The organism is Solwaraspora sp. WMMD1047 (genome assembly GCF_029626155.1).
GTDB lineage: Bacteria > Actinomycetota > Actinomycetes > Mycobacteriales > Micromonosporaceae > WMMD1047.
Genome location: NZ_JARUBL010000001.1, coordinates 980,092 through 998,651 on the forward strand (window position 1 = coordinate 980,092; position 18,560 = coordinate 998,651).

The following is an 18,560-nucleotide window of genomic DNA, read 5'->3' on the forward strand; positions in this document are numbered from 1 at the left end:
CCCTGGCTCGCGTTGCCAAGTAGATCCGCTAGGCCGCGCCTGACTGGTCGGCCGCGTTGTCAGGGGCGGTCGAGGTGGTCGGCGGGGGCCGTGTTCAGGAGCCAGGCGAGCGGTAGCTTGCTGGCCACCTCGTACTCGCCGGTCGGGGCGAGCCGATTGAGGGTGACGGTCTGCGCGGCGTCCCGGTCGACGACCCAGTACCAGGGGATCCCCGCGCGGGCGTACTCGTGCCGCTTCACCATCTCGTCCATCGTCTCCGACCCCGGAGACACGATCTCGACCACCAGTAGGAGCTCCGTGACCGCCAGCCAGACGCTGCGCGGCTGAGGACGGGACCAGAGGGTCAGGTCGGGAATCCGGCCCCCGTCACCGTCCGGCCCGGGGATGCGGACCCCGGCGGCCTGGAGCACCTGCTCGGCCGGCCAACCCGCCGTGGCGAGCCACACCAACAGCCGGCTCGCGATCGCCGCGTGTTCCGAATCGGGTGGCGGCATTACGGACAACGCTCCCTGGGGGCTGGTCTCGTAACGGTGTCCGTGCGGATCGGCTGCGATCATCGCGGCGAGATCGTCGAGCGTCACGACGGACGGCATGTGCCTGCCGACAGCCTCCGCGCTCATGTGGTCATCCTAACGGCCGGGCTGGTCGCACGAGGGGACCCGCAGCGCCCAGGCCCTGCTGTCCGGTGCCGGCTGGTGCCGGCACGGTCAGCGGGCGGGGAAGCGGAGGATGCGGTCGTCGCCGTCGCGGAGGTCGCCCCGGCCGTCGGTGTTCGAGGTGGTCAGCCAGAGGGCGCCGTCGGGGGCGACCGCGACCGTGCGCAGCCGGCCGTAGCGGTCGGTGAACTCGGCCGACGGCTCGCCGACTGGGTCGCCGGTCAGCGGGATGGTCCAGAGCCGCTCGCCGCGCAGCGCGGCCATGTACGCCGTCTCGCCCGCGATGGCCAGGCCGGACGGGGACGCCTCACGGGTGGGCCAGGTGACAAGCGGGTTGGTGTAGCGCCCGCCCTCGGTGTCACCTTCCCCCTCGACCTCGGGCCAGCCGTAGTTGCGGCCCGGCTCGATCAGGTTCAACTCGTCCACGTCGTTCTGCCCGAACTCGGTGGCGAACAGCCGACCCTGCGCGTCCCAGGCCAGCCCCTGCACGTTGCGGTGGCCGAGGCTGTAGACCGGCGAGCCGGCGGTCGGGTTTCCGGGGGCCGGTTCGCCGTCCGGGGTCAACCGGAGGATCTTGCCGGCGGGGTCGTCGGCGTCCTGGGACCGCGACGTCCGGCCGGCGTCCCCGGTGCCCACGTAGAGCATGCCGTCCGGGCCGAACGCGATCCGGCCACCGTTGTGGTTGCCAGCCTTCGCGATGCCGTCGAAGACCACGTCCGGGCTGTCGTCGTCCAGGCTGAACCGGACGATCCGGTTGTCCTCCCGCGCCGTGAAGTAGGCGTACACCAGATTGTCCGAGGCGTAGTCGGGGGAGACCGCCAATCCCAGCAGGCCACCCTCACCGCCGGCCACCACGCCCGGCACGTCGTACACCTGGCGGGGTTGTCCACCGCTCGGGGAGACCCGCAGGATCCGGCCGCTCTCCCGCTCGGCCACCAGCGCGTCGCCGTCGGGCAGGAAGGTCAGGCCCCACGGTACGTCGATCCCCTCCGCGACCACCTCGCCGGCGCCCAGATCCGGCGTCGCCGACGGGGTGCTCGGCGCCGTCGCCGTGACCACCGGGCCGGGCGTCGCAGTGGACCGGGCCGGCTCGGCGGGGTCGTCACCGCAGCTCGTCACCGCGCCGACCACGAGTAGCGCGGCGCACCCCCACGCACTCCGCCTACCTGCGGTGCTGACTGCCATGGTGTCCTCCGAAGCTGGTCGATAGTCGGGCAAGCGCATCAGGAAAACCCGAAAGCCCGGCGAAAGGCCGGGCTGGTACGGGTACGGCGCAGCCGCCGGCAGTGGCCAGACCAACAATGCCACTGCCGGCGGCGGCGCCCCTTCCTACTACAACTCTCTTACCCGGATGTCGCGGAATTCGATCACGTCGCTGTTGCCGTGGTTCTGCAGGCCGAGGAAGCCGCTGAGGAACTGGCGGGCGTCCGTCGGCGGGTCACCGGCCCGGGAGGACTGCTTGCCCGGGACGTTGTCGAACTCGTGGATCACCACCCCGTTGCGGATGATCGTGTAGTGCTGGCCGACCACCCGGAACTCGTAGTCGTTCCACTGGCCCTTCGGGGTGGCCCCGGCCCGGTCCAGCGTCAGCGGCGAGAAGTTGTAGACCGAGCCGGTCTTCTGCGACTCGCCCGTCTCCCCGTCGTAGATCTGGATCTCGTGGCCGCAGTAGATCGCCACCCACGCCTGCGACGTCCGGGCCGACCCGATCGTGCCGCAACTGCCCTCCGGCCGGTCCGCCAGCGGGATCCGCGGATCGGGGAACCGCACCAGCAGGCCGCTGTTGGCGCGTACCGCATCCGGTGAGATGTCCCGGAACTTCAGCCGGACCGAGTAGTCGGCGAACTCCTGACCCGCGTACCAGAGCATGCCCAGCCCGCCGGCACTGCGGATCGAACCGTCCGGGCGCAGCCCGAACGAGCCGCCGGGCGCCTGCCGCCAGTCGGCGAGCGAGTACCCGGTCCCGTCGAAGATGTGCCGGTAGCCGGGGGTCCGACCGATCGGGGAGTCGGCGCCCGCCTGGCGCAGCGTCGCCGCCTCCGTCTCGTTGATGATCCGCACCGCGGCCAGCAGGTCGACCACCTCGTCCAGGTGACTGGTGAACGAGCCCTGGTTCGGCCACGACCGCTCGTCGTCGATCAGGTCGTTGATCGTGCAACCGCCGCCGGCCTGCCGGTTCGGCACCCCGGTGTCGGTGTCGAGCAGCCGGACCGTCGGCCTGGTGTCGGCCGCCACGCAGCCGACGTTGACGTCGATGGTGTCGGTGACCACCTCGCCGTCGGCGTACGTCACCTTCAGGGTCGCCTGGAAGGTGCCGTACCGCTGGTAGGTGTGGGTGGGGTGGGCCTGGGTCGACGGCCGGCTGCCGTCGCCGAAGTCCCACTCCCAGGCCACCCCGCCGACCCGGGCGCTGGAGAACTCGACCCGCCGCGGCTCGCTCTGCGCGGCCGCCCGGGTGGTGGCCAGGCCCGGGTTCGGGGTGGCCGCCCCGCCCTGGTAGGTGATCCGGATCAGCTTCTGGTTGTTGTGCAGGGAGAAGAAGCCGCCGCCGTAGTCGAGCAGGTACAGCGCGCCGTCCGGGCCGAACTTGGCGTCCATCCAGTGGTCCAGCTGGGTGCCGCCGGTGCCGGCCTGGATGATCGCCCGCAGGTCCTCGCCGAGGGCGGGCGCCCCCTGCTCCGGCACGTTCGCCGGGTCGACGGTCACCGCCACCCGGTTGCCGGAGTTCGAGTAGTCCCCGATGAACCACTTGTTGTTCCAGTACGCCGGCCACGCCACCCCGCTGTCGGTGTCGACCTCGGAGCGCTGGTAGGTCGGCCCGTTCATCACGGCCTGACTGCCGCCGCGCAGGTACGGCCGGGTGAACGTCTCCTGCCCGGTCACGTACGACGGCAGCCCGCTGCCGTCGGTCCGGGTCGGGTAGACCGGCCCGCCGCCCTGCGGCGAGAACCAGATCATGTTGTCCCGGGCCGGCGGAATGTCGACCAGGCCGGTGTTGCGCGGCGACTCATTGCGCAGGTTGTCGCAGTCGTACCAGCCGGTCAGCACCGTCGCGTCGGTGTTGCTGCGGTCCCGGTACGGCTGCCGGTTGCCCATGCAGTAGGGCCAGCCCTGGTTGCCGGCCGAGGTGATGATGGTGGCGGTCTCGTACTTGGCCGGACCCAGTTCGGGGCTCGGGGCGCTGGCGTCCGGGCCGACCCAGGCCGCGGTCAGCCAGTCGTTCACCGGGTCCCAGGCGATCCGGGCGATGTTGCGGACCCCCATCACGTAGATCTCCGGCCGGGTCTTGCCGCCGCCCTCCTCGTTCCCGGTGAAGAGGTTCCCGTCCGGGATCGTGTACGAGCCGTCCGGCTCCGGGTGGATCCGCAGGATCTTGCCGTTCAGGTCGTTGGTGTTGCCGGAGGTACGGCGGGCGTCCTGGAACGAGACCCCCGCGTACTCCTGGGTCCAGTTGTTGCCGGAGTAGCCGCCGGAGCCGCCGGAGGAGTTGCTGTCGCCGGTGCCGACATACAGGTTGCCGGACTCGTCGAAGGTCATCCCGCCGCCGGCGTGGCAGCAGCTGTGGATCTGGGTGTCCCACTCCAGCAGGTCGACCCGGGTGCCCTGGTCGATGGTGTCGGTCGCGGCGTCGTAGGTGAACCGGGAGACGGTCCGCTTGCCGATCCGCTTCTCCCGGTCGATCGAGGAGTGCGGCATCCAGTAGACGTAGAACCAGCCGTTCTCCGCGAACGCCGGGTCCAGCGTCATACCGACCAGGCCCTCCTCGTTCTTCACCAGTTCACCGCCGCTGCCCCGGTGACCCATCACCGGCAGCGTGGTGAGGAGCTTCACCTGCCGGGTACGCGGGTCCCACTGGTGGATGGTGCCGCAGCCCAGGCCGACGTTCGGGTCGTCCCAGTTCACCACCGGCGCGGTCGGGCAGGCCGCCTTGCCGATGTAGAAGACCGTCCCGTCCGGTGCGATGGTCAGCCCGTGCGGCTCGCCGATCTGGTCGAGCTGGCCGGACTGGTTCGCCGCGGTCAGCCGTTCGGTCCGGTAGTTCGCGGCGATGCCGGCCTGGCAGTCGCCCCGGACCGTGCCGGCGGTCCAGCGGATCGCCCCCAGCAGGTGGTCGCGGAACCGGTCGTCGCTGGTGTAGCTGGCCTCGGTGCGGCCCATGCCCAGGTAGAAAGACCGGCCGCCGTCGTAGTCGCGGCACCAGGAGACCGGGTGGAACGGGCCGTTGCCGCTCAACCCCACCTGGTAGCTGGTCTCCTCGACCTGCGCGACGGTGTGTACCCGCCCGACCGGGCTCGGGTCCCAGTTGATCCACTGGTCGGACCGGGTCCACTTCAGCGGCAGCCCGGCGTTGGCCGGGTGGTCCCGGTCGGTGACGTCGACCACCGCCTCCTGCACCTGGCTCTCCGGCGGCGGCGCCGCGTCCGGGCCGATCAGCCACAGCTCGGCCAGCTGGGTCAGCGGCTCACCGCTGTTCGCGGTGATGTTCAGCCGGTAGTGCTGGTAGGCGACGTCGTTGCCGAAGCTGAACTGCCGGGTCAGGAAGCGCTGCGGGAAGGCTTCCCCGGTGCGGCGGTCCAGGTCGGTCCAGCTCTCGCCGTCGTTCGAGCCCTGCAGGGTCCAGTCCTTCGGGTCCCGGCCGGGGGAGTCGTTGGCCGAGGTCAGGGCGTACCGGTTGACGGCGACCGGGGTGGCCAGCTTGCCGGCGAGCCAGCTCACCGGCTGCCGGGTCAGCCACTTGGTGCTGGTCGACCCGTCGAAGGCGTGTGGCGGGGTCTCGTTCGGCGGGTTGGTGCCGCTCGCGGTGGCCTCCACCACCTCCTCGGCGTCCGGCAGACTGGCCGCCGGCCGGGTGCCGATCAGGCCGGTGAACCACTCCGAGCTGGGCTGGGCGTACGCGGCGTCGTGCACGCCGACGAAACCCCCACCCGATTTCACGTACGCCTGGAAGGCGGCCTCCTGCGTGTCGTCGAGGGTCACCCCGTTCGCCGACAGGAACACCACGCTGCGGTAGCGGGCCAGGTTCTCGGCGGCGAAGACGGCCGGGTCCTCGGCCTCGTGGACGTAGAAGCCGTGCTCCTTGCCGAGCTTGCGGATCGCGTTCGTGGCCTTGGCCACCGGGTCGTCCTGCTCGGCGGCCGGTCCGTGGAAGACCAGCACGTTCACCACCCGGTTGCCCCAGGTGGGGGGCGCCGCGGCCGCGTCCGGGGCGGTGCCCGGGGTGGCGGTCAGCAGGCCGGCCAGCAGGGTGGCCGCGGCCAGGACGGCGGCGCGTCGGCGAGATAATCCGAATCGGGATTTCTTGGAATGGCGTTCGTGGGCCATGTCCGCTCCTTGGGAGGGTTCGACTGTCGCTCAGGAGTGGGTGGAGTGGCCGGCCGGTGCGCCGGCGCCGGGCGCGGCCGCGTGGCCGCCGTGGTGTGGCGGCATCGCCCCGTTCTCGTCCAGGACGTGCAGGGTGGTGGCCATCCCCAGATCGGAGTGGAACTGCATGTGGCAGTGCAGCATCCAGTGCCCCGGCCCGACCGAGTCGCCGGCGACCACCTGCACGCCGAACGAGTCGCCCGGCCCGAGGGTCTTGTTGTCGATCACCGGGATCGAGTCGACGATGGCCTTGTTGTCGCCGGCCACCACCCCGGTGCGGGTGTCCGCCCAGGAATGGCCGTGCAGGTGGAAGGTGTGCATGTCGTCGCCGATGCCGATCACCACGAACTCGACCCGCTCACCCACCTTGGCGACCAGGCAGGTCGGTCCGGGCTGCGGGTTCTGCTCGTCGCAGGTGTCCGCCTCGGCGGCTCGCCGCAGGTTGATGGTCTGCCGGTCGCCGAAGACGGTCACGTAGGTCCGGTCCGGCCGCGGGTCGCCCTGCCGGCGGACCACCAGCCCGCCGAAGAGCCCGGACCGCAGCCCGGCGGTGCCGTGCGCCCCGCCGACCACGTGGTCGTGGTACCACCAGTAGCCGGCGGTGCCCGGCGACCCGGTCCTGGCGTTGCGGGGCTTGGCGTACCAGGTGTAGGTGCGGGACTGGCCGGCCGGCACGAACGAGCCACTGTGCACGGTGCCGTCGGAGAGCTGGGTGTACTTGACCCCGTGCGCGTGCAGCGAGACGCCGAGCGGGTGCTCCGGGTCGGTGCGCAGCCGCGCCAGGGTCGCCTCCGGCACCTGGTTGTGCAGGGTGATCGCCAGGCATTCGCCCTCGATCATCTCCATCGTCGGCCCCGGGTACGAGGCGGTCTGCGGGGTGAGCCCGTAGCCGAGCCGGACCTGGTTGGTCGACGGGTCCGGGGGCAGCTCCACGGCGTACAGCGTGATGGTGCGGTCGGGTTGGACGCAGCCGTCGGGTTGCTCCGCGAACTGCACCCGGGCGCCGATCGCCAGGGCCGTGCCGGCGCTGGCGAAGGTCACCACAAGCACCGTCAGCACCAGCCCCAGCCGGCCGGCCCGCGATCCCAGCAACGACCTGCGGTTGATCGTGTTGCTCAAGGTCGTATCCAATCTGTCGGGGGTCATGGCGTGAGCGGGGCGATCCGGACGTTGCGGAAGCTCACGACATCGCCGGTGCCGTGGTTCTGCAGGCCGAGGTAGCCGGTGGCCTGCTGCCGGCCGGCGCCGCCCGGGTCGTCGGCGCGCGGCGGGTCGAAGACGGCGTCCGGCGCGTTGACGTACTCGTTGATCAACACCCCGTTGCGGAAGATCGAGTAGTGCTGCCCGACCACCCGGATCTCGTAGTCGTTCCAGGTGCCCTTCGGGGTGACCCCGGCGCCGGCAAGGCCGACCTCGTCGAAGCCGTACACCGATCCGGTCTTGTAGCGGTCGCCGTCGGTCCGGTCGTTGAGCTGGATCTCGTGCCCGTACTTGATCGCCACCCATTCGGGGCGGGACTCCTGCGGATGCTGGTGCACGTCGGGGAAGCGGACGAAGACGCCGCTGTTGGCGCGGCCGTCGCCGGGCGCGTCGTCGCGCCACTGCAGCTTCAGAGAGAAATCGCCGTACGCCCGGATGGGGAACCACAGCATCCCGAGGCCGTCGACCGGCCGGCTGGTGATCGAGCCGTCGGAGTTGCGGGTGAACCCGCCGGCCCCGACCTGTTCCCACTGGGCGAACGACGCACCCGACCGGCTGAGCAGCGGCTGGTAGCCGGTCTGGGCATCTGATTTGCCGACGTTCGAGGTGGCAGCGTCGTCGATCAGTTTTCTGCGTTCCTGCCGGCTGATCGCGCCGAAGTGGCGCAGGTGCTCGGTGATCTCCTTGACGTGCGCCATGAAGGTCGGATGGTCCGGCCAGAGCCGCTCGTCCTCGATCAGGTTGTTGATCGAGCAGCTCGTCTCGACGAGCCGGTTCGGTACGCCGCTGTTCACGGTGCCGAGCCAGACCGTCGGCCGGGTGTCGGTCACCGGGCAGGCCGGTCCGGTCTCGACTGTCGCCACGGTGAAGGTGACCGTGCCGGGGTCCGAGGTGTTGCCCGCCGCGTCGGTGGCCCGGTAGTCGAGGGTGTGCTGGCCGGGCTGGCTGACGGTGAGCGGGGCCGCGTAGGTGGCGTACGGCCGCCCGTCCAGCGAGTACTGGATCCGGGCCACGCCGGAGTCGTCGTCGGTGGCCGCCAGTGTCACGGTCGCCGCGCCGAGGTAGGCGCCGCTGCCGTCGCGCTGGCCGGAGACCGTCGCGGTGGCGACCGGCGGGGTGGTGTCCGGGTCCGGCGGCGGCACCACTGTGAACGACAACTCGCGCTCGTCCGAGGTGTTGCCGGCCAGGTCGGTGGCCCGGTAGCCGATCGTGTACTCGCCCGGCTCGTTCACCGTCACCGGGGCGGTGTAGGGGGCGTAGGGCTGACCGTTCACGGCGTACTCCACGCTGTCGACGCCGCCGCTGTCGCTGGCCGAGAGGGTGACCGTCGCGGCGCCCAGGTAGGCGCCGTCGCCGTTCCGGTCGCCGCTGACCGAGGCCGTCACCGTCGGCGGCGTGGTGTCCTCGCCGCCGCCGTCGCCGACGACCAGCAGGCCGGTCATCGAGCCGTGGCCGGGGATGGCGCAGAAGTAGCGGTAGGTACCCGGGGTCAGCACCACGTCGACCGTCCACCGCCCGCCGTTGGCGTCGAACGGGTCGGCCACGAGGTTCACGTCGACGTCGCTGTTGTACGCCGGGTCGCCGGTCGCGAAGGTGAGGGTGTGCTGCATGCCGGTGGTGTTGCCGGTCGCGGCGCTGTTCTCGAAGACCAGGGTCGCCGGCCCGGCCTCGGCGGTCTCCGGCGCGGACGTGTAGGCGAGGATGTCGTTGCCGGCCGTCCAGGTGAGCACCTGCTGCTGTTGCTGGGCCGCAGCCGCGGGCAGCGGCGTGGAGCCGATCAGCAGGGCGAGGACCGTGACGAGCACCGTTGCGGTGCTCCTGAGGTGGCGGCGCGGTCCCGGATGGTGACCCGGCGGACCGTGGCGTAACGAGAGGATCGGCATCTCCGACGCACCTTTCATCAACGTCCTTTTAGGACAGACGATGGATGTTGTTCAGGGCCTGGCAGGCGGAGTGAGGGCGCGTTGCGGTGGCACCTCGACCGCGCGGGCGTGATCGGGTGCGACCGGGTGCGCGAGGGTTGGGGTGGACGCAGTGACTGCCTGGCAGGGGTGCCACGCCCCTTGGCGATCGTGGCGGACGGGACGTGCAGCTGCGTCCCGTCCGCCACGTCTCACGAGCTGACCGCGCCGACGGTCACCTCAATTGAACGGGTTGTTTCCGATGCGACACTAACGGACTTGCTATCGACATGTCCACATCTTTCGACATGATGGCACTGACTTTCCTCTGCGCAGACGAAAGAAGGGCTGGGCTGGACAGTCAGCGGCTCAACCGCCGGTACTGCCGCACCGACAACGGCAGAAAGACCGCGATCAGCAGCACCGGCCAGGCGATGGCCAGCTCGACCGCGTGCCGGGCCGGCCACGAGTCGGCGCTCCACCCGGGGTTGCCGAACAGCTCCCGGGTCGCGGTGGCGGTCGCGGACAGCGGATTCCACTCGGCGACCGCGCCCAGCCAGCCCGGCATGGTCGCCGGTGACACGAAGGCGCTGGAGAGGAAGCCGAGCGGCCAGACCAGGATCTGCAGCACCAGCACCGCCTCCGGGTTGCGCAGCACCAGTCCGAGGTGGATGCCCAGCCAGAGCAGCGCGAACCGCAGCAGCAGGAGCAGCCCGAACGCCGCCAGGGCCGCCGGCACCCCGTGATGCCACTGCCAGCCGACCGCCAGCCCGCACGCCACCAGCACGGCCAGCCCCAGCGCGGAGTTGAGCATGTCCGCTGCGCTGCGCCCGACCACCACCGCCGACCCGGCCATCGGCATCGACCGGAACCGGTCCGTCACTCCCTTCGTCGCGTCGGCGCTGACCGCCGTGAAGGTGGCCTCGATGCCGAACGCCATCGTCAGCGCGAACATGCCGGGCAACAGGAACTCCCGGTAGTTCCCGCCGCCGGGCACCGCCATCCCGCCACCGAACAGGTAGCCGAACATCAGTACCACCATGATCGGGAAGAGCAGCCCGATCAGGAGTTGCGCTGGCTGCCGCCGCCAGTGCAGCAGTTCGCGGCTGGTGATGGTGGCCGCGTCCGCGAACGCCCAGCCGAGCCGGGCCAGCGGCGTCCGGGCCGGTGCCCGGTGCGGCCTGGGGTCCGTGGTGACCATGTCCAAGCTCGTCATACCGACTCCCGCTCCGTCCTCGACCCGGGATCCTGCTTCGGCGCCGGATCCGGCGGGTCGCCGGTGATCCGCAGGAACACCTCGTCGAGGGTGGGCCGGCGTAGGACGATGTCCTCGACCGGCACGCCCCAGTCGTGCAGCGCGTGGACCACCTCGGTGAGCGTGGCCACCCGGTCGGCGACCGGCGCGCTGATCCGCCGGGCCTCGTCGTCCGTCCCGACCCGGGTCCCGGTCACCCGACCGAGCAGCTCGGCCGTCGCGGCCAGGTCGGCGGCGGCGGTCAGGACGATGTCGAGCCGGTCGCCACCGATAATCGACTTCAGCTCGTCCGGGGTGCCGTCCGCGATCACCCGGCCGCCGTCGACCACCGAGATCCGCCCGGCGAGCTGGTCCGCCTCATCCAGGTACTGGGTGGTCAGCAGCACCGTCGTGCCGGAGTCGACCAGGGCGCGGATGGCCGACCAGACCTCGTTGCGGCCGCGCGGGTCGAGCCCGGTGGTCGGCTCGTCCAGGAACAGCACCTCCGGCGAGAGGATCAGCGAGGCCGCCAGGTCCAGCCGGCGGCGCATCCCACCCGAGTACTTGCCCACCGGTCGGCCGGCCGCCTCCGCCAGGTCGAAGCGGTCGAGCAGCTCGTCGGCCCGCCGGCCGGCGGGCCGCCGCCCCAGGTGGTAGAGCCGGCCGAACATGATCAGGTTCTCCCGGCCGGAGAGGACCTCGTCCACCGCCGCGTGCTGACCGACCAGCCCGATGCGCTGCCGCACCCGGGTGGCGTCCCGACTGACATCGCAGCCGGCGACCTCGGCCCGGCCGCCGTCGGGCCGCAGCAGGGTGGTGAGGATGCGGACCGCTGTCGTCTTGCCGGCGCCGTTCGGGCCGAGCAGCCCGTGGATGGTGCCGGCACCGACCGCCAGGTCGAGCCCATCGAGCGCGGCGGTCTCGCCGTACCGCTTGCGCAGCCCTTCGGTAATCACCGAGTAGCCCATGCGGAACCCCTTATCTCCGTACGGTGTACAAAGTTGGCCGGGGAACTATAGCGTACGCCGTATAGAGTTGCTAGCGGGGAGAATGAGCGGGTGACGACGGAGTACAGCGCCAGCGGCGACCCGAAGCGGAGCATGGAACTGCTCTGGGGCATCCAGGACCGCCCGAAGCGGGGGCCGAAGCCGCGGCTGTCCGTGGAGCGGATCGCGGCGGCGGCCATCGGCATCGCCGACCGGGAGGGGCTGGCCGCCCTCTCCATGCGCCGGGTCGCCGACGATGTCGGCGTCACCGCCATGTCCCTCTACACCTACCTGCCCAGCAAGGCGGAGCTGGTCGACGTCATGCTCGACACCGTCCTCGGCGAGGTGCCGCTGCCCACCGAGGACGGGGTCGGCTGGCGGGAGCGGCTGACCCGGATCGCCCGCGCCAACCGCGACCTCTACCTGCGCCACCCCTGGCTGCTCCAGGTCGCCACCGGCCGCCCGGTGCTCGGCCCCAACCTGATCGCCAAGTACGACCACGAACTGGCCGCCGTCGACGGCCTCGGCCTCACCGACGTCGAGATGGACCTGGTGGTCAGCCTGCTCGCCGACTACGTGCACGGTGCGGTGCGCGGTCAGATCGAGGCCGCCCAGGCGGTCGGGCGCACCGGCAAGACCGACGACGAGTGGTGGGCCGAGTGGGCGCCGCTGCTGGAGAAGGTCTTCGACGCCGAGCGCTACCCGATCGCCGCCCGGGTCGGCGCGGCGGCCGGCGCCGAATACAACGCCCCCGCCGACCCCACCCGCGCCTTCGAGTTCGGCCTAGCCCGCCTCCTCGACGGCATAGCCGCCCACCTCCCCACCTGACCCCCCACCACGAGCACCGCACCGCACCCGCCTCCCGCTGCGCCCGCCTCCCACAGCCCCAACCGAGCCCGCCGCGCGCCGCCCGCCGCGCCCGCCGCCCGCCTCTCACAGCCCCAACCGAGCCCGCCGCGCGCCGCGCGCCGCCCGCCGCCCGCCGCCCGCCGCGCGCCCCGCCGCGCGCCGCCCGCGGCGCCCGCCGCGCGCCGCCCGCCGCGCGCCGCCCGCGGCGCCGAGCGCGCCGCGCCCGCGGCCAGCCGCGCCCACCAACTGTTGATCTGAGCGCTACTGCTGTTTCCCGGGTGTTTTAACAGCAGTAGCGCTCAGATCAACAAGTGCTGCCGCGGCGTTCGCGGATGGCTGCCGCTACCTGGTGGGTGGTTTGGGATGGAGTGCGTAGGACGTCGGTTGCGGTGAAGCGGAGCACAAGCCATCCGGCGGTGCGGAGAGTGTTCAGGCGGGTGACGTCACGGCGGAATGCGGCGCGTTCGCGGTGGTGGTCGCCCTCGTACTCGATGGCGATTCGCCAGTGCGGGTAGGCGAGGTCGACCCGACCGAGTAGGCGCCCAGACTTGGCCCGCACCTCGTGCTGGGCGACGGGCCGGGGGAGGCCGGCGTCGAGCAGGAGCAGGCGGAGGCGGGTTTCCATCGGAGATTCGCTCAACGGCTCGGCCAGGTCGAGCATGGTGCGCAGCTGCACTATGCCGGGCCATCCCTGGTGCGCCAGCAGGTAGTCGGTGAGGGCGGCGAGTCGGGTGGCCCGGCGGTGCAGGAGCGCGTCCACGGCAACCAGGGCCTCCGCGCGCGGCAGCTTCCGGCCGAGGTCGAAGGCGGTGCGGGTGCCGGTGGTGAGCCGCAGCTCACCGAACCGGGTGACGTCGTCGGGCGAGAGAGCGTCGTGACTTGCGCTGATCCGGGGGTGCGGCCGCAGCCGCGCGGCGCCGGGAAGGATCACGGTGACGGGAGCGTTGCGGGGGAGCAGATTGACCCCGTGCAGGTATGCGGCGCTGAATCCGGCGATCGCGCCGCCGGCGGGGAGCCTGAGGGCGACCGCGTCGCACCACATCCGGTGGTCGTCGGCGTCGAACGCGTCGGCGTGGACGTAGACGTCGGGCAGCAACCGCCGCCAGGCTGGCCCGCGCAGCATCGCGGGGGTGAGCTGGCCGTCGGCGATGGCGCGGCTGCCGGCGAACGGAACAAACGACAGGTCACGCGGAACGTGGGCGGCGCGGGGCATCCGGAAAGCTTGCCGTAGCCGACCAGTCACCCGCTGCCCCTACCCGGCTCGCCTGCCCCGGGCTGACGACCCGCTGCCGTCGTTGGGTTGGCGGCGTGCCGCGTGGCGGAGTGCGGGTGGAGTGGCGGCGTGAAGGTGGGGTGGCGGTGTGCCGCGGGGTGGCGGGTGGGGCCGGGCGGCGGTGATCGCGCCGCCGAACCGGGTGTGCTGAGCCTGGTCCGGTTCGTCACTGCCTGGTCAACCCGAGCGGCGCTCCCGGGCTCGGCGGCGGTTCTTGACGATGGTGGCGGTGAACGTTCCGGCGAGGCCGAAGGCCACCCAGCCGACCAGTCCGGTCAGTGGGCGGAGGAAGGCGCGGTGGTCGAAGTAGGCGACCGAGCGGATCAGGTCGGTGCCGAGGCCGGGGATGTTCCAGCGGTGTACGCCGCGCAGTGCCGACGGTAGGAACTCCGGCGCGGTGGCCCCGCCCGACGTCGGTGGGCCGAGCGCCACCAGCAGGAGGATGACCAGCCCGGTGCCGAGCGGCCCGAGCCAGGACTGCACGGCGGCGGCGAGCAGCGCCGCGGCGAGGGTGACCAGCGCTCCGGCGGCCGCGACGGCGACCAGGTCGTGGTCCCACACGTGCACGACCGGGCCGGCGATGACGGCGCCGATGACGCCGAGCAGCGCAGAGTAACCGCCGAGCGCGGCGATGCGTATGCCGCTGGCGCGCGGGTTCGGCGCGGCGGTGCCGCCGGCCTGCGACAGCATGGTGGCCGCCAGGTAGCCGCCGAAGACCAGCCCGGAGGTGAGATAGAACGGCACCAGGCCGCGCGGGTCGGCGGCGGAGGTCGGGGCCGCGTCGGTGACGTCGAGGGTGACTCCCGCGCGCTTGGCGGCCCCGGCCAGCACCTGCTGGATGAGGTCGGTTGCGGTCGGCGCGGAGGCGCTGGCGACGGTGAGGGTCAGCGCGGCGCCAGATTCGCTGTCGCCGCCAGGGGAGCTGCCGCCGGGAGGGTTGCTGCCGCCGGCGGGGGCGCTGGCCAGGATGGCGTAGACGGCGCGTTCGGCGAGGGCCTCGTCGGCGGCGTCGGGGTCGGCGTACCGGATGGGTTGGATCTTGTCGGTTTCGGCGCGGACGGCGTCGAGCAGCGCGACCGCCCGTTGGTCGGTGCGGGCCACCCCGACCGGGACGTCCTTCGGGGTGGGCTGGTGCAGGGCGCCGACGTGCGCGGCGAGGAACGCGGTGCCGACCGCCAGGACGCCGAGCAGCATGCCGACGGTGGAGAGTACCCGGGTCTTCGGCTTCTCATCGGTGCGATCCGCAGCGGTAGCGCCCATATTGTCAGCTTAAGCGGAGATTGACAGCTACTGAGGCTCTTGTCGCCACGCTCCGGCGGCGGATGGTCAGGGCTTCGGGGGCGCTCCCGAGCGGGATAGGCTGGGGGTACACCCCCGTACCGCCCTCGGCGCGGGGCATCTTCGCGTGCCGACAACGCCGGACGCACCACCACTCAGAGGTTGTGATCATGAGCGTGCTCGCCGGTCTGCTCAGCGCCGCCCTCGGCGACCCCGCGCTGGCCCGGGCCCGTGACCTCGCCCGCGGCGAGGGAGACCAGGCCCGCGACGCGCGCGCCGACGGGCTCGACCTGACCGCGCCGCCGGCGCTGCGGCCGTTCGTGGCGGCCGTGGTCGCCGCTGAACCGGCCGCCGGCGGGGCCGGCCGGCCCGTGCTCGCGGTCACCGCCACCAGCCGGGAGGCCGACGACCTGGCCGGCGCGCTGGGCAGCCTGCTGCCGGCCGACCGGGTGGCGGTCTTCCCGTCCTGGGAGACCCTGCCGCACGAGCGGCTCTCCCCCCGGTCGGACACGGTCGGCCGTCGGCTGGCGGTGCTGCGCCGGCTGGCGCACCCGGAGATCCCGGAGAGCGGCGGCCCACTCCAGGTCGTCGTCGCGCCGGTCCGGTCGCTGCTGCAACCCCAGCTCAAGGGCCTGGGCGACCTAACGCCGGTCTACCTGCGCACCGGGGTCGAGGCCGGGTTGGAGGAGACCGCCCGGCGGCTGACCGACATGGCGTACGCGCGGGTGGACCTGGTCACCAAGCGCGGCGAGTTCGCCGTCCGAGGCGGCATCCTGGACATCTTCCCGCCCACCGACGAGCACCCGTCCCGGGTCGAGTTCTGGGGCGACGACGTCGAGGAGATCCGCACCTTCGCCGTCGCCGACCAGCGCACCATCGAAGCCGTGCCGGCGCTCTGGGCGCCGCCCTGCCGCGAACTGCTGCTCACCCCCGAGGTCCGGCGCAAGGCCGCCGAGCTGGCCGAGCAGCACCCCGAACTGGCCGAGATCCTGGACAAGCTCGCCGAGGGCATCCCGGTGGAGGGGATGGAGTCGCTCGCCCCCGTCCTGATCGACGGCGACAGCATGGAACTGCTGCCCCACTGCATGCCGCCCGGCACCCACGTACTGCTCTGCGACCCGGAGCGGATCCGGACCCGCGCGCACGACCTGGTGCGAACCTCGGCGGAGTTTCTGGAGGCGAGCTGGGCCGCGGCCGCCGTCGGCGGCCAGGCCCCGATCGACCTCGGCGCCGCCGCCTTCAAGAGCCTTTCCGAGGTACGCGCCACCGTCGCCGCCCTCGGCCAGGCATGGTGGTCGGTCTCGCCGTTCGGGCTGGCCGAGCCGGCCGCGCCGGCCGCCGACGAGCCGTGGCTCGACCCGGCCGAGCAGGTCACCGTCACCCCCGACGAGGGCGAGGCGCTCGTGCTCGCCGCCCAGCCCACGCCGCTGTACCACGGCGAGACCAGCCGGGTGGTCGACGACCTGAAGCGCTGGACCGGCGACGGCTGGGCGGTCGCCATGGTCTTCGAGGGGCACGGCCCCGCCCAGCGCGCGGTCGAGGTGCTGCGGGACGCCGGCATCGGCGCCACCCTGACCGAAGCCGTCGACGCGCCGCCCCGGCCGGGTGAACTGCTGATCACCTGCGGGTCGCTGAACCACGGCTTCCTCGACGAGGCGTCCCGCCTCGCCGTCGTCACCGGCAACGACGTCACGGGCGGGCGCGGCTCGTCGACCCGGGACATGCGCAAGATGCCGAGCCGGCGGCGCAACACCATCGACCCGCTGGAGCTGCGCGCCGGCGACCACGTGGTGCACGAGCAGCACGGCATCGGGCGGTACGTCGAACTGGTCCGGCGGACCGTGAACGGCGCCGAGCGGGAGTACCTGGTCATCGAGTACGCCCCGGCCAAGCGGGGACAGCCGGGTGATCGACTCTTCGTGCCGACGGACCAGTTGGACCAGCTCTCCCGCTACGTGGGCGGGGAGATGCCGACGCTGCACAAGATGGGCGGCTCGGAGTGGCAGAAGGCCAAGGCCCGGGCCCGCAAGGCGGTCCGCGAGATCGCGGCCCAGCTCATCCAGCTCTACGCCGCCCGCAAGGCGTCCAAGGGGCACGCGTTCGGGCCGGACACGCCCTGGCAGCGGGAACTTGAGGACGCCTTCCCGTACACCGAGACGCCCGACCAGCTCGCCGCGATCGACGAGGTCAAGCGGGACATGGAGCAGTCCGCCCCGATGGACCGGCTGATCTGCGGCGACGTCGGCTACGGCAAGACCGAGATCGCGGTGCGGGCGGCGTTCAAGGCGGTCCAGGACGGCAAGCAGGTGGCCGTGCTGGTGCCGACCACCCTGCTGGCCCAGCAGCACTACAACACCTTCGCCGAACGGATGGGGCAGTTCCCGGTCGAGATCCGGCAGCTCTCCCGGTTCCAGACCCCGAAGGAGGCGGAGCTGACGCTGGAGGCGGCGGCCGAGGGGACCGCCGACATCGTGATCGGCACCCACCGGCTGCTCCAGTCGGCCACCCGGTTCAAGTCCCTCGGCATGGTGATCGTCGACGAGGAGCAGCGGTTCGGCGTCGAGCACAAGGAACACCTCAAGACCCTGCGGACCGCCGTCGACGTGCTGACCATGTCGGCCACCCCGATCCCGCGCACCCTGGAGATGGCGATCACCGGCATCCGGGAGATGTCCACCATCGCCACCCCGCCCGAGGAGCGGCACCCGGTGCTCACCTCGGTCGGTGCGTACGACGACAGGCAGGTGGCGGCGGCGATCCACCGTGAGCTGCTCCGCGACGGCCAGGTCTTCTACCTGCACAACCGGGTCGAGTCGATCGACCGGGCGGCCCGGCGGATCCGCGAGCTGGTGCCCGAGGCGCGGGTCGCCGTGGCCCACGGGCAGATGGGCGAGGACGCCCTGGAGAAGGTGATGGTCGGCTTCTGGGAGAAGGAGTTCGACGTCCTGGTCTGCACCACCATCGTGGAGTCCGGCATCGACATCCCGAACGCGAACACGCTCATCGTGGAGCGGGCCGACATGCTCGGGCTGGCCCAGCTGCACCAGATCCGGGGCCGGGTCGGCCGGGGCCGCGAGCGGGCGTACGCGTACTTCCTCTACCCGCCGGAGAGGCCGCTGACCGAGCACGCCCACGAGCGGCTGGCCACCATCGCCCAGCACACCGAGCTGGGCGCCGGCATGTACGTGGCCATGAAGGACCTGGAGATCCGGGGCGCCGGCAACCTGCTCGGCGGCGAACAGTCCGGCCACATCGAGGGGGTCGGCTTCGACCTCTACGTGCGGATGGTCGGCGAGGCCGTCCAGCAGTTCAAGGGGGAACGGCCGGAGGAAGAGGCCGATGTGAAGGTTGACCTGCCGGTCGACGCGCACCTGCCGCACGACTACATCGCGGTGGAGCGGCTGCGGCTGGAGATGTACCGCAAGCTCGCCGAGGCCCGCGACGCCGACCGGCTGCGCGAGGTGGTCGCCGAGATGACCGACCGGTACGGCGAGCCGCCCGAGCCGGTCGCCAACCTGGTGGCGGTGGCCCGGTTCCGGCTGCTGGCCCGCTCGTACGGCCTGACCGACGTCTCGGTGCAGGGCCGGCACCTGCGGTTCGCCCCGCTGGTGCTGCCCGACTCGAAGCAGCTGCGGCTCAAGCGCTACCACCCGGACGCGGTCTACAAGCAGGTCACCGACCAGGTGAGCGTGCCCCGACCGAGCACCCGCCGGGTCGGCGGCGAGCCGCTGCGCGACCAGGCCCTGCTCGACTGGGCCGGCCAGTTCCTCGCCGATGTGCTCGGCGACCCCGTTCCGGCCACCTCGAAGAGTGCGTGAGAGA

11 protein-coding genes are annotated in these 18,560 nt (G+C 72.1%); 2 read left to right on the plus strand and 9 right to left on the minus strand.

Annotated elements, in window-relative coordinates; translation table 11 throughout:
* Positions 1-59: 59 nt before the first annotated feature.
* From O7627_RS04610 to O7627_RS04640, 7 genes are all read right to left on the minus strand, one after another.
* On the minus strand, positions 60-620 hold the full coding sequence (locus O7627_RS04610) for a Uma2 family endonuclease (RefSeq protein ID WP_278092248.1): 561 nt from the start codon (positions 618-620) through the stop codon (positions 60-62).
* An 87-nt stretch (positions 621-707) separates the two neighbouring features.
* Positions 708-1,841: a PQQ-dependent sugar dehydrogenase gene (locus O7627_RS04615; RefSeq protein WP_278092249.1), complete on the minus strand. Its 1,134-nt coding sequence runs from the start codon at positions 1,839-1,841 to the stop codon at positions 708-710.
* 147 nt (positions 1,842-1,988) lie between these two features.
* Positions 1,989-5,978, minus strand: a complete 3,990-nt coding sequence (locus O7627_RS04620) for a ThuA domain-containing protein (RefSeq protein WP_278092250.1) — start codon at positions 5,976-5,978, stop codon at positions 1,989-1,991.
* A 30-nt stretch (positions 5,979-6,008) separates the two neighbouring features.
* Positions 6,009-7,136 (minus strand): multicopper oxidase domain-containing protein, encoded by a 1,128-nt coding sequence (locus tag O7627_RS04625; protein ID WP_278092251.1) that lies wholly within the window; start codon positions 7,134-7,136, stop codon positions 6,009-6,011.
* 23 nt (positions 7,137-7,159) lie between these two features.
* Positions 7,160-9,022, minus strand: a complete 1,863-nt coding sequence (locus O7627_RS04630; RefSeq protein WP_278092252.1) for a family 16 glycoside hydrolase — start codon at positions 9,020-9,022, stop codon at positions 7,160-7,162.
* Positions 9,023-9,479: 457 nt separating this feature from the next.
* Positions 9,480-10,334 (minus strand): ABC transporter permease, encoded by an 855-nt coding sequence (locus O7627_RS04635; protein ID WP_278092253.1) that lies wholly within the window; start codon positions 10,332-10,334, stop codon positions 9,480-9,482.
* On the minus strand, positions 10,331-11,320 hold the full coding sequence (locus tag O7627_RS04640; protein ID WP_278092254.1) for an ATP-binding cassette domain-containing protein: 990 nt from the start codon (positions 11,318-11,320) through the stop codon (positions 10,331-10,333). The genes O7627_RS04635 and O7627_RS04640 overlap by 4 nt, the downstream gene beginning before the upstream one ends.
* Positions 11,321-11,410: 90 nt before the next feature.
* Here O7627_RS04640 and O7627_RS04645 point away from each other — a divergent pair, with 90 nt between their 5' ends.
* Complete coding sequence (locus O7627_RS04645) at positions 11,411-12,166, plus strand: TetR/AcrR family transcriptional regulator (RefSeq protein WP_278092255.1); 756 nt, start codon at positions 11,411-11,413, stop codon at positions 12,164-12,166.
* Between the two features lie 325 nt (positions 12,167-12,491).
* Here O7627_RS04645 and O7627_RS04650 read toward each other — a convergent pair whose 3' ends face one another.
* The gene (locus O7627_RS04650) at positions 12,492-13,400 is read right to left on the minus strand and encodes a DUF559 domain-containing protein (RefSeq protein WP_278092256.1); all 909 of its coding nucleotides are present in this window, start codon (positions 13,398-13,400) and stop codon (positions 12,492-12,494) included.
* A gap of 237 nt (positions 13,401-13,637) precedes the next feature.
* Positions 13,638-14,720: a hypothetical protein gene (locus O7627_RS04655; protein ID WP_278092257.1), complete on the minus strand. Its 1,083-nt coding sequence runs from the start codon at positions 14,718-14,720 to the stop codon at positions 13,638-13,640.
* Positions 14,721-14,914: 194 nt separating this feature from the next.
* Here O7627_RS04655 and mfd point away from each other — a divergent pair, with 194 nt between their 5' ends.
* Complete coding sequence (mfd, locus tag O7627_RS04660) at positions 14,915-18,556, plus strand: transcription-repair coupling factor (protein WP_278098159.1); 3,642 nt, start codon at positions 14,915-14,917, stop codon at positions 18,554-18,556.
* Positions 18,557-18,560: the final 4 nt, after the last annotated feature.

Bases quoted from the DNA above. Each gene is read 5' to 3' on its own strand.
- O7627_RS04610 (WP_278092248.1), bottom strand. From the start codon at position 620: ATGAGCGCGGAGGCTGTCGGCAGGCACATGCCGTCCGTCGTGACGCTC.
- O7627_RS04635 (WP_278092253.1), bottom strand. From the start codon at position 10,334: ATGACGAGCTTGGACATGGTCACCACGGACCCCAGGCCGCACCGGGCA.
- O7627_RS04650 (WP_278092256.1), bottom strand. From the start codon at position 13,400: ATGCCCCGCGCCGCCCACGTTCCGCGTGACCTGTCGTTTGTTCCGTTC.
- O7627_RS04615 (WP_278092249.1), bottom strand. From the start codon at position 1,841: ATGGCAGTCAGCACCGCAGGTAGGCGGAGTGCGTGGGGGTGCGCCGCG.
- O7627_RS04640 (WP_278092254.1), bottom strand. From the start codon at position 11,320: ATGGGCTACTCGGTGATTACCGAAGGGCTGCGCAAGCGGTACGGCGAG.
- O7627_RS04620 (WP_278092250.1), bottom strand. From the start codon at position 5,978: ATGGCCCACGAACGCCATTCCAAGAAATCCCGATTCGGATTATCTCGC.
- O7627_RS04655 (WP_278092257.1), bottom strand. From the start codon at position 14,720: ATGGGCGCTACCGCTGCGGATCGCACCGATGAGAAGCCGAAGACCCGG.